The sequence below is a fragment of the Brenneria izadpanahii genome (genome assembly GCF_017569925.1).
Taxonomy (GTDB): domain Bacteria; phylum Pseudomonadota; class Gammaproteobacteria; order Enterobacterales; family Enterobacteriaceae; genus Brenneria; species Brenneria izadpanahii.
Window position 1 is genome coordinate 1,760,661 of the sequence record NZ_CP050854.1, and the last position, 12,644, is coordinate 1,773,304.

The 12,644-nt window shown below is 55.7% G+C and carries 13 protein-coding genes; 10 read left to right on the top strand and 3 right to left on the bottom strand.

Annotated elements, in window-relative coordinates; all coding sequences use genetic code 11:
- Positions 1–82: 82 nt before the first annotated feature.
- The 8 genes from HC231_RS07755 to argC all read left to right on the top strand — a co-directional run bounded on the left by HC231_RS07755 (position 83) and on the right by argC (position 7,905).
- On the top strand, positions 83–1,624 hold the full coding sequence (locus HC231_RS07755; RefSeq protein WP_208230478.1) for an ABC transporter substrate-binding protein: 1,542 nt from the start codon (positions 83–85) through the stop codon (positions 1,622–1,624).
- 45 nt (positions 1,625–1,669) lie between these two features.
- On the top strand, positions 1,670–2,590 hold the full coding sequence (locus tag HC231_RS07760; protein WP_208230479.1) for an ABC transporter permease: 921 nt from the start codon (positions 1,670–1,672) through the stop codon (positions 2,588–2,590).
- Positions 2,590–3,456, top strand: a complete 867-nt coding sequence (locus HC231_RS07765) for an ABC transporter permease (protein ID WP_208230480.1) — start codon at positions 2,590–2,592, stop codon at positions 3,454–3,456. The genes HC231_RS07760 and HC231_RS07765 overlap by 1 nt, the downstream gene beginning before the upstream one ends.
- Positions 3,453–4,427 carry an ROK family protein gene (locus tag HC231_RS07770; RefSeq protein WP_208230481.1) on the top strand — a complete coding sequence of 325 codons (975 nt, stop codon included), beginning with the start codon at positions 3,453–3,455 and terminating at the stop codon, positions 4,425–4,427. The genes HC231_RS07765 and HC231_RS07770 overlap by 4 nt, the downstream gene beginning before the upstream one ends.
- Complete coding sequence (gene cutC, locus HC231_RS07775) at positions 4,420–5,169, top strand: copper homeostasis protein CutC (protein ID WP_208230482.1); 750 nt, start codon at positions 4,420–4,422, stop codon at positions 5,167–5,169. Before HC231_RS07770 ends, cutC begins: the two co-directional genes overlap by 8 nt.
- Before the next feature lie 153 nt (positions 5,170–5,322).
- Positions 5,323–6,276 carry an aldo/keto reductase gene (locus HC231_RS07780; protein WP_208230483.1) on the top strand — a complete coding sequence of 318 codons (954 nt, stop codon included), beginning with the start codon at positions 5,323–5,325 and terminating at the stop codon, positions 6,274–6,276.
- A gap of 136 nt (positions 6,277–6,412) precedes the next feature.
- Positions 6,413–6,760: an ArsR/SmtB family transcription factor gene (locus HC231_RS07785; protein ID WP_208230484.1), complete on the top strand. Its 348-nt coding sequence runs from the start codon at positions 6,413–6,415 to the stop codon at positions 6,758–6,760.
- A gap of 206 nt (positions 6,761–6,966) precedes the next feature.
- Positions 6,967–7,905: an N-acetyl-gamma-glutamyl-phosphate reductase gene (gene argC / locus HC231_RS07790; protein ID WP_208230485.1), complete on the top strand. Its 939-nt coding sequence runs from the start codon at positions 6,967–6,969 to the stop codon at positions 7,903–7,905.
- Between the two features lie 93 nt (positions 7,906–7,998).
- On the opposite strand, the gene HC231_RS07795 is transcribed toward argC, so the two are convergent.
- Together HC231_RS07795 and HC231_RS07800 are read right to left on the bottom strand one after the other, a co-directional pair.
- Positions 7,999–9,156, bottom strand: coding sequence for a M20 aminoacylase family protein (locus tag HC231_RS07795; protein ID WP_208230486.1), 1,158 nt, complete (start codon positions 9,154–9,156; stop codon positions 7,999–8,001).
- A 238-nt stretch (positions 9,157–9,394) separates the two neighbouring features.
- On the bottom strand, positions 9,395–10,000 hold the full coding sequence (locus tag HC231_RS07800) for a TetR/AcrR family transcriptional regulator (protein ID WP_208230487.1): 606 nt from the start codon (positions 9,998–10,000) through the stop codon (positions 9,395–9,397).
- Positions 10,001–10,206: 206 nt separating this feature from the next.
- Between HC231_RS07800 and HC231_RS07805 the strand changes: the two genes are divergently transcribed.
- The gene (locus tag HC231_RS07805) at positions 10,207–10,977 is read left to right on the top strand and encodes an SDR family NAD(P)-dependent oxidoreductase (protein WP_246494722.1); all 771 of its coding nucleotides are present in this window, start codon (positions 10,207–10,209) and stop codon (positions 10,975–10,977) included.
- On the top strand, positions 10,955–11,251 hold the full coding sequence (locus HC231_RS23865) for a Rossmann-fold NAD(P)-binding domain-containing protein (RefSeq protein ID WP_246494723.1): 297 nt from the start codon (positions 10,955–10,957) through the stop codon (positions 11,249–11,251). The genes HC231_RS07805 and HC231_RS23865 overlap by 23 nt, the downstream gene beginning before the upstream one ends.
- Before the next feature lie 114 nt (positions 11,252–11,365).
- On the opposite strand, the gene HC231_RS07810 is transcribed toward HC231_RS23865, so the two are convergent.
- Positions 11,366–12,367 carry a uroporphyrinogen decarboxylase/cobalamine-independent methonine synthase family protein gene (locus HC231_RS07810; RefSeq protein WP_208230488.1) on the bottom strand — a complete coding sequence of 334 codons (1,002 nt, stop codon included), beginning with the start codon at positions 12,365–12,367 and terminating at the stop codon, positions 11,366–11,368.
- Between the last annotated feature and the right edge of the window lie 277 nt (positions 12,368–12,644).

Here is a 12,644-nt window from a genome sequence, read left to right on the forward strand (position 1 = left end):
GAGACTTTGTTTACCATCATTCTCGTTGGGGCTTCAGTGACTTAATTGCAAGCGTACATCTATGGACGAGGGGTATATGAAAATGAAAACCATAAGCAAATCGTTTTATAAGCGTCGGCTCACGGTGTTGAGCTGCCTGATTTCCGCCATCGTATGTGCGCCGCTACAGGCCGCGACGCTGACCGTTATGCAGAGCGAGCCGCCGCGCAGTATGGATCCGGGCAACCAAACCGCGACTTTTACTTCCACCGTGCTCGATCCGATGTATGAAGGGTTGACCCGGCTGAATGCGGAAGGCAAGGCCGAGCCGGCGCTGGCTCTCTCCTGGGAGTCCGACGCCGGCGGACTAAACTGGACTTTTAAACTTCGTCCCGGCGTAACCTTCCATGATGGCACGCCGTTCAACGCCGATGCGGTGGTCGCCAACTTCAACCGCCACCTGGATACCCAGCGCGGGCTGGCCGCCAGCGGCAAAATCCGGGCATTTCTCGGCTCGGTAAACAAAAAAGACGACATGACCGTCGAGTTTCATCTCACCAAACTTTATCCCGCATTCCTGAATATTCTGGCTTCCGGGCCGGGGCTGATGGTCAGCCCGAAGGCCGATAAAGACGGCAATATCGGTATCAAGGCCGACGGCACCGGTCCTTATAAACTGATTCAGTACAAAACCGGCGAATATGTTCTGGAAGGCAAAAATCCGGGGTATTGGGGGAAATCGACCGGTCCTGATGAAATTAAATGGACCTGGAGCAGCGAGCCCTCGGTGATGAACATGGCGCTTCAGGCCGGTCAGGCCGATGTGATCAATCCGGTGCCGCCGCAGTTTGCCGGCATGCTGAAAAACAACGCCGCGGTAACACTGCATCAGGCGCCCGGCGCCGCCGTGTTCTGGGTGGCGCTGAACACCGAAATCAAGCCGCTGGATGATGTCCGGGTCCGTCAGGCGTTGAACTTCGCCACCGATCGCGGCGCGCTGGTTAAAGCCATCTCTTTTGGTTACGCCACGCCGGCTAACTCGCCGCTGGCAACGGTCAATGCCGGTTACGATAAAACCCTGAACGACTATCCGTTTAATGTTGAAAAAGCCAAGGCGCTGCTGAAAGAGGCGGGCTACGGCGATGGTTTTTCCATGTCGATAGCGGTACAGGGGCCGGAGGCGCGCATAGCTCAGGTGTTGCAAAGCATGTGGGGCCAGATCGGCGTTAAGGTCAATGTGAAGCAGATGGAAAGCGGCGTCTGGGCCAAAGCCGCGTTCGCCGATCGGGAAGAGAAAAAAGCGCAGGGCGTCAGTTCCGTTCTCGCATCCTGGTCTTCCGGCTCTTACGGCGCCGATCTGCAACTGCGTCCGCTGTACCACAGCCAGAGTTTTGCCCCCGCCGGCGCGAACCTGGGATTCTTCAACGATAAGAAAACGGATGAACTGATCGATCAGGCGGCCAGTACGCTGGATGAGGCTCAGCGCAATGCGCTTTATGTTCAGGCGCAGAAACAGATCAGCATTCAGGCGCCGCAGGTGCTGCTGTTCTATCAGGACGATCTGTACGCTACGCGGAAAAATATTTCCGGCGTGAGCATGATGCCGGGCGGTCAGCTGGTGGTTCGTGATGCCCGCAAGGATTGATAACTTTCGAACAGGTCATCGGATAACCGCAGGCCGGAGGCGTGAATGAAAGCCTATGTCGCTAAAAAAATATTGTCGCTGCCGCTTATCCTTTTCGGCGTTTCGATCATTATTTTCATGGCCATACGCGCCTTGCCGGGCGATCCCGCCCGCCTGATGGCCGGACCGGAAGCGCCGCAGGAAGCGGTTGATCACATGCGTACCCGGCTGGGGTTGGATAGGCCGCTGCCGGTGCAATACCTGAATTTCGCCGCCGATGCGCTGCATGGCGATCTGGGCGTTTCTCTCCAGTCCCAGCAGCCGGTGATCGGCGAGATAGGCGAGCGGCTGCCCTATACCTTGTCTTTGGCGGTGTTAGCCTATCTGCTGGCGATCGCCGTCGGCGTGCCGGCGGGGATGATCGGCGCGGTTTACCGGCAGCGCAGCGCGGACCATATCGTGATGGTCCTGACCATCGCCGGGGCGTCTATCGCCAACTTTTGGCTGGCGTTGATGGCAATGAACACCTTTTCGGTGCAACTGGGCTGGCTTCCTTTATTGGGCGCCGATTCCTGGAAAAGTTATGTGTTGCCGACCGTTATTCTGGCCATTATGCCGATGGCGATGATGGCCAGAATGACCCGCTCCAGCATGATCGACGTCCTCAGCGAGGATTACATCCGCACCGCGCGCGCGAAAGGGCTGCCGCCGGCTTGCGTATACTGGAAGCATGCCTTTCGCAACGCGCTGATTCCCATCGTCACCATTATCGCCCTCAATTTCGGCAGCCTGATTGGCGGCGCCGTCGTTACCGAATCGGTTTTCAACTGGCCGGGGATCGGCCGCCTGCTGGTTGACTCGGTGCGCTACCGCGACTATCCGGTGATCCAGGGCGTAACGCTGATTGCGGTTACGGGCGTGGTGGTGATGAATTTAGTGGGGGAGATCATCATCGGCATGATCAACCCGAAAATAAGGTTCGACTAATGAACGGTATTGAAACGCCAGCCGCCCGCCGCCGCTCAGCTTCAGGGGCGGCGCTGAAATGGCTTTGGGCTCATCCGAGCATTACTTTCGGCGGCGGCCTGATAGCCCTGGTGGTGTTGATGGGGTTGATGGCGCCGTTTATCACCCGCTGGGATCCGACGGCTCAGGATTTGCTGAATACGCTTCAGCCGCCTTCGGCGGCGCACTGGTTCGGCACCGATGATTACGGACGGGATATTTTCTCCCGCGTGATTTATGGCGCGCGCATCTCAATGTTCGAGGTGATATTAAGCGTCGGCCTGTCCATGCTGGTGGGGATCCCGCTGGGGATTATCGCCGGATTGGCCGGGCGCAGCGCGGATCACGTCATCATGTGGGTGATGGATATCATTTTCGCCTTTCCGGGCATTGTTCTGGCGATCCTGATCGTCAGCGTGCTGGGCGAAGGGCTGATGAACATGCTGATTGCCATTTCGCTGTTTTCCATCCCGGTTTACGCGCGCCTGAGCCGCAACCTCACGCTGGGCCTTAAGGGGATGGAGTATATCGAAGCGGCGCACTCGCTGGGCATTCGCTACCCGCGCATTATCGTGCACTACATTCTGCGCAACGCCATCGGTCCGCTTATTGTGCAATCGACCCTGACGGCCGGCGCCGTGGTGCTGTCTGCGGCCAGTCTCTCCTTTCTCGGCCTGGGCGTGCAACCGCCGATGCCGGAGTGGGGCACCATGATGAGCGATGGGCGAAATTTTCTTGGATTGAACATCTATGTGTCGCTCTTCCCCGGATTAGCCATTTTGGTTACCGTTCTCGGCTTTAATGTGCTGGGCGATGGCTTACGCGACTTATTGGATACACGTACATGAATCAACTTTTAAAAAATCCGCCGGTCATTTGTGTGGATATCGGCGGATCTTTTATCAAATTCGGCGTTTCGCACCGGCAAGGTGAGGTGACGACGCTGGATAAAGCGCCGATGCCGGCCGACTCGTGGGAGATGTTTGCGGCCGCGTTGGAAAATCTTATACAGACCTACCGCGATCGCTATCCTGCCGATGCGGCGTTGGCCATCTCCGCCGCGGGGATTGTTTCACCGGAATCCGGCGAGGTGTTTGCCAGCAATATTCCCGCGTTTAAGGGGAAAAAGCTGGTGGACGAACTGGGCACGCGGCTCGGGCGTGAAGTCTGCATCGCCAATGATGCCGACTGTTTCGCCCTGGCGGAAGCGGTCGCCGGCAAAGGGAAAGGGCACCGGGTGGTCTTCGGCGTCATCCTGGGGACGGGCGTCGGCGGCGGTCTGGCGGTTAACGGCCGGATCCTGTCCGGCGCCGGCGGCCTGACGGGAGAGTGGGGACATGGCCCGATCACCCGAACCGAAATCATTCTTGACGGCAAACCCCGCTATTTGCCCCGCCTGGCCTGCGGCTGCGGACAGCAGGGCTGTTTGGACACCTATGGCGGCGCGCGCGGGCTGGAACGCCTTCATCACGCCCTGCATAACCAGACGGCCGACAGCTTCAGCATTATCAACCGCTGGCAACAGGGCGAACCGCTGGCCTGCCGGACCATCGACGCCTGGACGCAGGTGGTGGGCGAGCCGCTGGCTTACAGCATTAATCTGACGGGCGCTTCGCTGGTGGCCGTCGGCGGCGGACTTGCCGGCGTTCCGGCGCTTATCGAGGCGCTGGATAACGCGGTGCGCCCCCTGATCCTGCGCAAAAGCGAACGACCGGTGGTGGTGGCCGGCTGCTTTTCCCAGAATGGCGGCATGGTGGGCGCGTCCGTGCTGGGACGCGCGCAGGTCCGTTGTAAGCAGGAGCCTTATGAACATGCTTAGAAAATTGGAAGTCTGCTGTTACGGTCTGGAAAGCGCGATAAAGGCGGCTCAGGCGGGGGCCGACAGGATTGAACTGTGCAGCGCGCCCAGAGAGGGCGGTTTGACGCCGTCCTATGCCGCGCTTTGTCTGGCGCGGGAGACGCTTTCCGTTCCGGCGTTTCCGATTGTCCGGCCTCGGGGCGGCGATTTCTGTTATAGCGACGCCGAGATCGCCGTGATGGAGCAAGACCTGAAATTTATCCGGCAGGCCGGGTTTAAAGGGGCGGTTTTCGGCGTGCTCGACGAGCAGGGGGCGGTTGATGTTAACCGTATGGAAAGACTGCTGAAACAGTGTGACGGTATGGAAATTACCTTTCATCGCGCTTTTGATATGTGCCGTTCCCCTTTTGATGCGCTGAAAACGCTGGAGGATCTGGGCGTCAAACGGATCCTCACCTCCGGCCAGCAGCCGACGGCGGAACGCGGGATCGAACTGCTGGCGAAACTTCATCATGCCAGCCGCGGGCCCGTCATTATGGCGGGTTCCGGCGTCAGAGCCGCTAACATTGCCGCCTTTCTGGCTATCGGCCTGAATGAGGTTCACTCTTCCGCCGGGTTGCGCATCCCCTCGGCGATGCAATACCGCAATCCCAATGTTTGCATGAGCCATGAAAACAACGATGAATATCTTATCGATACGGTAAGCGAAGAGGGGGTGAGAGAAATGAAGGACATCATGCGGAATTTTATCCTATCTCAATAAGCCGGCTGCGTTGACGGCGCCGTTTTTATCCGCCATTTCGGCGCAGATGGCCGTCAATATCGCGCGATTGGCGGCGTCCGGCTATCATTAATAGCCAGATGCATGAGAGACAGGGAGAATGCCGATGAAGAAACGATTTCATGGGGGTGGCTGATGCGCGCATCCCTTTCTCGCCGCCAATTGCTGCGCCTCGGCGCCGGATGCGCCGTTTCCGGGGTGCTGGGAGCCGGTGCGCCGATGGTCTATGGCGCGTCAGGCAATCGCCTTGCCCGCGCTTCAGAACCGTCCGCTATGCCGACCCGCATTATTCCGTCCTCGCGTGAACCGTTGCCGATCGTCGGTCTGGGAACCTATCGCAGCTTCGATTACGGCCCGGATAGCCCCAATTATGCGCACTTGCCCGCAGTGCTGGATGCGCTGTTTGCCGCCGGAGGCCGGGTTATTGACAGTTCTCCGATGTATGGACTGGCGGAGCGCACGGTCGGCGAGCTGCTGAGTATGCGGCAGCCCCGACCCAGCGCGTTTCTCGCCACTAAGGTATGGATCGCCGGCCGTGAGGCGGGGATCAGGCAGATGGATGAATCCTTCCGTCTGTTGCGGACCGATCGCATCGACCTGATGCAGATTCATAATCTGCTGGACTGGCGCACGCATTTGCCGACGCTGCGGGAGATGAAGGCGTCAGGCCGTATCCGCTACATCGGCGTCACGCACTATACCAGCGCGGCCTATGATGAGTTAGAGAGCGTAATCAAAAGCACCCCGTTGGATTTTCTGCAAATCAACTATGCGCTTGACGACCGGGCGGCCGGAGAACGGCTGCTACCGCTGGCGCAGGACCACGGGATCGCGGTGATCTGCAACACGCCTTTTGGCGGCGGCGGACTGCTGCGCCGTCTCGGTTCGACGCCGTTACCCGTCTGGGCTAAGGACGCCGGCGCCGTATCCTGGGCGCAGTTGGCGTTGAAATTCATTCTCGCCAATCCGGCCATTACCTGCGTGATACCGGGAACGGGCAACCCGAAATACATGACGGAAAATGCGGCTGCCGCGATGGGGCCGCCGTTGACCGCGCCGCAGATCCGCGAGCTGATCGCGTCAGTCTGATCTATTCCGCTATTTCCGTAAGGTCGGGGATCTCCGTGTCACCGGCGATCGGCCGACGTTATCGATACGCTGAACGGCTATGGCGGCAATATATAAACTGTTTGACTGTCCGCGTACTAATGGATACATTGCGACGATGATGATAAACCACCCCGAACGCGATCAAATCCGACTGGAAAATGTGCTGGCGGCGCTGGGCAATTCCCTGCGGCTGACGGTGGTGCGCGTGTTGGCCAACGGCGGCGAGTTCGCATGCAGCGCGGTGTTGAAGGGGATTCCGAAATCGACGCTGACCCATCACTGGCGCGTGCTGCGCGATAGCGGCGTTATCTGGCAGCGGCCATATGGGCGGGAAAATCTGCTCTCGCTGCGCCGGGACGATCTGGATGCGCGCTTCCCAGGATTGCTTGATTCGCTGCTGAATGCCGTTCAGCAAGATCCCATCACCGAGGAGTCGACGTCAAGAAATCTGCCCTCTGCCTGAATGTTGACGCCATTTTTCGATTAATTCCCCCCCTTGTTCCTCTTCTTTCCGCGTCGGCGATATCAAGATATTGGCTGATGGAATAAATCGCACAATTCGGTCCGATTTATCTTCAAATAGTATATTATTCGTCAAATCCGTTTATACCCCGCGCCCTGAGCGGCGACGGGATATATAGCTTTTTATCCAATCAGAAAGACAGGTCTATGAGCGACAAATATCGTGTATTTATTGACGGTCAGGCGGGCACTACCGGGTTGCAGATACAGCAACGCCTGGTCAACCACCCTCATATCGAACTCCTTTGCATAGAAGAGGCCAGACGTAAACAGGCTGACGCTCGTCAGGAGATGATGTCCACCGCCGATATCACTATTTTGTGTTTGCCGGATGCTGCCGCGCGTGAAGCGGTTACGCTCGCCGATGCCGTTGGCGCACGCATATTGGATGCCAGCTCGGCGCATCGTACTGAACCGGGCTGGGTTTACGGTATGCCGGAGCTGGCTGACGATCAGCGCGAAAAAATCCGTCAGGCCGGCCGCGTCTCCAACCCCGGCTGTTACGCCACCGGTGCGATTACGCTGTTGGCGCCGCTGGTGCGCAAAGGCTTAATCGGTGCGGAAACCCCGCTGTCGATTAATGCGATTTCCGGCTATAGCGGCGGCGGCAAAGCGATGATCGAACGCTACCAGCATGATGCGCCGGGTTACGCCGCCTATGGCCTGGGATTTGATCACAAGCATTTAAAAGAAATGCAAAAATGGAGCGGTCTCTCGGCGCGGCCGATATTCCAGCCGGCGGTGGGCAATTACGCTCAGGGGATGCTGGTGTTTATCCCGCTGAATACGGGCATGGATGGCGATAGCGTTTACCGCGCGCTGAATGAATTCTATGACGGCGAACAGTTCATCAAGGTGATGCGCTATAACGCCTTGCCGGAAGAGAGCGCGCCTTATTTGCTGCCGGAAGCGCTGAATAACAGCAACATGCTGGAACTGTTTGTTTTTTCTCATCCTGAATATCAACAAACCCTGCTGGTATCGCGGTTGGATAATTTAGGCAAAGGGGCATCGGGCGCAGCGGTTCAGAACCTGAACATTATGCTGGGGCTGCCGGAAGATATCTGCGTCAATCTGTCTGCCTGATAGGCTATTTGCCAGTCGGATAAGCACCGGGGTGGTTTGCCGCGCCTGGTGTTATGCCGCAGACTCCGGTTAACCAGAGATGACGGATAGCGGTCAGGATTTAGGCAGCAATGTCTCGACCAGCGACGTCCATGATTCGACGCCGGGCTTAATCAGTTCGTCATTAAAATCGTAATAGGCGTTATGCAGCGGTTTGGATGGTTTTGCGCCGTCGGAACCCAGCCAGAAATACGCGCCGGGGCAGCTTTCCAGCATACAGGCGAAATCCTCGGAAGCCATGGACGGATTGATTTGCCAATGCACGTTGGACTCGCCTAATACGCGGCTGAGGGCGTCACGCGCATTCAGCGCTTCCTGTTCGTGATTCAATGTCACCGGATACCCTGGGTAGTAGGAGATGGCGCCAGTCACGCCGAAAACGCGGGGAAGATCGTTAACAAATTCATTTATCAATGCCTTAACCTTAACTCTTACGTCGTTCTGTAAACATCGCATGGTTCCGCGCAGCGTCACCTTCTCCGGGATAACGTTAATCGCTTCTCCGCCGGCAATCTGCGTAATGCTGATAACCGCGGAAGACTGGGGCGACAAGCGGCGGGCGGGGATCGTTTGCAGGGACAGTACCAGTTGGGACGCGGCGACGATGGGGTCTGCGCCGTTCTCCGGCATTGCGGCATGGCAGCTTTTTCCGGTAAGGACGATTTCAAACGAGTCCAGCGATGCCATCATCACGCCGCTGCTTAAGCCGGCATGGCCGACCGGTAATCCGGGCCAGTTATGCAGGGCGTAAATGCCGTCCATCGGAAAGCGTTCGAATAATCCATCGGCGACCATCTTGTAGGCGCCGCCAAGATTCTCTTCGGCCGGTTGAAACACAAAATGCACCGTTCCACTGAAATTGCGGGTTTTGCTTAAGTGCTTGGCGGCGGCGAGTAAAATCGCGGTATGACCGTCATGGCCGCAGGCATGCATTACGCCCCGGTTGCGGGATTTGTAGCTGATATCGCCGAGCTCGGTAATGGGTAACGCATCCATATCGGCACGCAGTCCGATAGTCGGCCCCTGGCCGTTTTCCAGCGTCGCCACGATGCCCGTGCCGCCCAGGCCGGTATGAATCTGCAGACCAAATGACGCGAGCAATTCCGCCACGCGTTTAGATGTGGCGTGCTCTTCATACCCTAATTCGGGAACGGCATGAAACTCATGACGCCATGCGGTGGCCTCAGCGATTAAATGTTGTGAAACAGGCATCAGGTTATTCCTCATACAGCGCCATGATTAAAACCAAACAGTGGGCTTTCGGCCGTTTATCTTCCAGATTGTCAACATGATTTTGGCGGAAGCCGCGGCTAAATCGGAAATGAATTTTTCGAATATCGTATTCCTAACTGATAGGTGCGAAGCCGGCGCATTTCTGATTTTACGCTGCCGGGAACGGGCTCGTTGCGCACGGCAAGGGGAGTGAGCGGAATAAAGCGGGGTAATACGCTTAGCGAAACAGGGAGTGAATGACCGCGCTCAGAAGATCGCCTGCGGCGGTCGTACCGTCCAATGCACGATCAACCACTAAGCTACGGGTCAGCGCCATCAGGCATCCCGCCATTTCTTGCGGTGGCGCGGGGGGCGCTTTCCCGGCTAGCGCAAAGAGATGCTCAAGTAGTTCGGCATAGGATTGACGTTGATCCGCCATCAGCGCGGTGTACTGCTCGCCAAAGGCGGGATTGCGCGCGGCGTGCAGATGCAGCTCCGTGGCCAGCATGGCTTGTTGGGCGTCCATAGCGAATCCTTTCGCCCAATGTTCGAGCGCGGCCAGCGCCGCGGTAAAGTCTTCCCCGGCTCCCATGACGGCCTGGCGGACCTGTTCAAGCTTTTGCTCTTTATGCTGGCGCAAAAGATCGATCAGTAATGCTTCCTTGCTTTTGAAATTCGAATAAAACGCGCCCTGTGTGTAACCCGCTGCATTAGCGATGTCACGTACTGAAGCCGCGTCGTAGCCTCGTTCTGCCACTTGCTGGCAGGCTGCTGCTATCAGCCGCTGGCGAGTCTGTTCCTGGCGCGCTTCGCGCGTTAGCCGGGGAGAAGGGGAATGGGTCATAGAATTACAGATACCAGTTGCTATTTAAGTTGACGAGGAACGTGTTCCAGAATAGCATGGTACTTTCAGATAGCAATTGCTATCTGAAATGGCGCCGGCTTGCTCTTTTCACCACGTCTTGTTGAGGAGCCCACTATGTACCACGCTATCGCCGCCCGGCGGATGCCGCGAGCGTCGTTATCAAATCCAAGAGAGGTTTTTCAACCATGAAACTGCATACAGCCTTCGTCACCGGCGCGACAGGACTGCTGGGTAATAATTTGGTGCGTGAACTGGCCGAGCGCGGTGTTCGCGTTCGTGCGCTGGCGCGTTCGCCGGAAAAGGCCCGCCGGCAGTTTGCCGATTTGCCTCAGGTTGAGATTATCACTGGCGATATGACCAATATTGATGGTTTTGCTCAGATGCTACAGGGCTGTGATGCGGTATTTCATGTCGCGGCCTATTTCCGTGATAACTATAAAGGCGGTAATCATTGGGATGAGCTCAAACGTATCAACGTTGACGGTACGGCGGCCCTGATCGCTGCGGCCTATCGCGCGGGTGTCCGGCGCTTCATTCAGACCTCGTCGATTGCGGTTCTCGCTGGTGAACCGGGTCAGGTTATTGATGAAACCTGCGATCGCGCTCTGGATGATGCGGACGATTACTATCGCAGCAAGATCCTGGCGGATCGCGCCGTGCGCGATTTTCATGCCGCGCATCCGGATCTACATGTCTGTTTCGTTCTGCCGGGCTGGATGTGGGGACCCGGCGATATCGGCCCGACTTCATCGGGGCAACTGGTTAACGATATCGTCCGTGGCAAGCTGCCCGGACTGGTGCCGGGCAGCTTTTCCGTCGTCGATGCCCGCGATGTGGCGCTGGCGCAGATCGCCGCCGCCGAGCAGGGCCGTTCCGGGGAGCGCTATCTGGCTGCCGGGCGGCACATGACCATGAAGCAACCTTATTCCGCTGTTGGGGGAAATCGCCGGCGTTAAGACGCCAACGCGCCAACTGCCGTTGCCGCTGCTGTATGGATTGGCATTTATCCAGGAAACCTATGCCCGCCTGAGCGGTAAACCGGTGCTGCTGGGTCTGGCAACGGTGCGCCTGATGGTGCGTGAGGCCGATCGGACTCGCTTCGACCCTTCCCGTAGCGAACGTGAACTGGGATTGCGCTTCCGGCCTGTCGAGGAAACGCTGTCCGATACCCTGGCGTGGTATCGCGAACACGGCTGGTTTCAGGATGTCGCCGGCGGTTCCCCGGCTTAAACTTTCTGTCGGCGGGCGGCCGCGCCCATTAGCGGGCCGTCACGGCCATATATCCAATAGATTTCGAGGTGCGGGCCTGAAAATAATGAGTCTATTCTCAGGCCGGAGGCGGTGTTAAATCCGGTTTGCTATTTTGGCGGCAAATCTGATGTTTTCAAAATCAATATCCTTCGGCACGCTGCAATCCGCGCCCAATAGCAAACCTGCCTTGCCATTATGAGCAATAATGTCACAAGTCTGTTTTTCAATTTCATCGGCGACGCCTTTATACAAGGCGCCTTGGGTTGTATTGTCAAAACCGCCCAGGAGCGCTTTGCCAGGAAATATTTTCTTGCCTTCTTCCAGCGTAACTTTTTCGACAAAGGTCGCCCAGTTTACCGCTTTAACCGGGTAGTGGGAGAAATGGCGCAAATCATTTACGCGTCCTTCGAAACCACAAATATGCAGCACATTAGAATCGCTTAAGCTATTAGCCGCATTTAACACTCGTAATTGACTTGGCTCGATATATTTACGGTAATTTTCTTCACTGAAGGTTGGGCTCTGTACGCTTTGCACACAGAGATATATTCCATCAATTTTTGCTTCCTGGATGAGTTTTTCCACTAATATGACAATATCATCTGCTATTTTCTCTAAAGCCAATGAGAATAAATAGGGATCTTCTTCAACGAGGCGAGGGAATTTGTTTCTGTCTTCATCGACCATATCGAATTTTAGCCGAAAATAATATGCAGGGGCGAAGATGTTATATATTGAAGCTATTTCCCCCTGATACGAGGATACGATTTCCTTTACCGCGGCGACTTGTTTTGTTATCCATTCGTTATCTTTCCCTATCGACGCTATCTTTTTTAAATCCTGAACGCTATTGATTTCCGTATTAAGAACGGAAGGATGAATAAGAAACGCATCGCTCATTATTTTAGTAAAATCGGGGTGGCTGTTTTTATAAAATTTTTGCTGTGCAATAACACTTTTTTTGATTATCTCATCATCTTTATAGCCATAAAGTTGCTCATCACTATTTAAGAAGTGATGCCAGATGCTGGCCAGCACCGTTTTGTTTTTACATTCTAATGAATCAAAGAAAATCTGCCGTTTGTTTATCGCCATTACAATATCGCCTTTTGATAACATGGGTAAATAAAAACTATTTACATAATTCGCTATTCATTTCCTAATTTCAATAGCATAACATATACTCTTATATTATTTTGGAAACTATAGATATTCGGTAATATTATATGGTAATAATGGTTGGCAATGTTAGTATCCGAAAACGGAGGTTGCTATATGTATCATTTTGAATTACTAGGGTAGAACATCAACGAAACGTTTTGTTCACATTATGAAAAAGACATTGTTACCGATTAATGGCGACTTCATTAGT

Excerpts from the sequence above, each read along its gene's own strand:
- HC231_RS07755 (WP_208230478.1), top strand. The coding sequence starts at position 83 with ATGAAAACCATAAGCAAATCGTTTTATAAGCGTCGGCTCACGGTGTTG.
- HC231_RS07760 (WP_208230479.1), top strand. The coding sequence starts at position 1,670 with ATGAAAGCCTATGTCGCTAAAAAAATATTGTCGCTGCCGCTTATCCTT.
- HC231_RS07765 (WP_208230480.1), top strand. The coding sequence starts at position 2,590 with ATGAACGGTATTGAAACGCCAGCCGCCCGCCGCCGCTCAGCTTCAGGG.
- HC231_RS07770 (WP_208230481.1), top strand. The coding sequence starts at position 3,453 with ATGAATCAACTTTTAAAAAATCCGCCGGTCATTTGTGTGGATATCGGC.
- cutC (WP_208230482.1), top strand. The coding sequence starts at position 4,420 with ATGCTTAGAAAATTGGAAGTCTGCTGTTACGGTCTGGAAAGCGCGATA.
- HC231_RS07780 (WP_208230483.1), top strand. The coding sequence starts at position 5,323 with ATGCGCGCATCCCTTTCTCGCCGCCAATTGCTGCGCCTCGGCGCCGGA.
- HC231_RS07785 (WP_208230484.1), top strand. The coding sequence starts at position 6,413 with ATGATGATAAACCACCCCGAACGCGATCAAATCCGACTGGAAAATGTG.
- argC (WP_208230485.1), top strand. The coding sequence starts at position 6,967 with ATGAGCGACAAATATCGTGTATTTATTGACGGTCAGGCGGGCACTACC.
- HC231_RS07795 (WP_208230486.1), bottom strand. The coding sequence starts at position 9,156 with ATGCCTGTTTCACAACATTTAATCGCTGAGGCCACCGCATGGCGTCAT.
- HC231_RS07800 (WP_208230487.1), bottom strand. The coding sequence starts at position 10,000 with ATGACCCATTCCCCTTCTCCCCGGCTAACGCGCGAAGCGCGCCAGGAA.
- HC231_RS07805 (WP_246494722.1), top strand. The coding sequence starts at position 10,207 with ATGAAACTGCATACAGCCTTCGTCACCGGCGCGACAGGACTGCTGGGT.
- HC231_RS07810 (WP_208230488.1), bottom strand. The coding sequence starts at position 12,367 with ATGGCGATAAACAAACGGCAGATTTTCTTTGATTCATTAGAATGTAAA.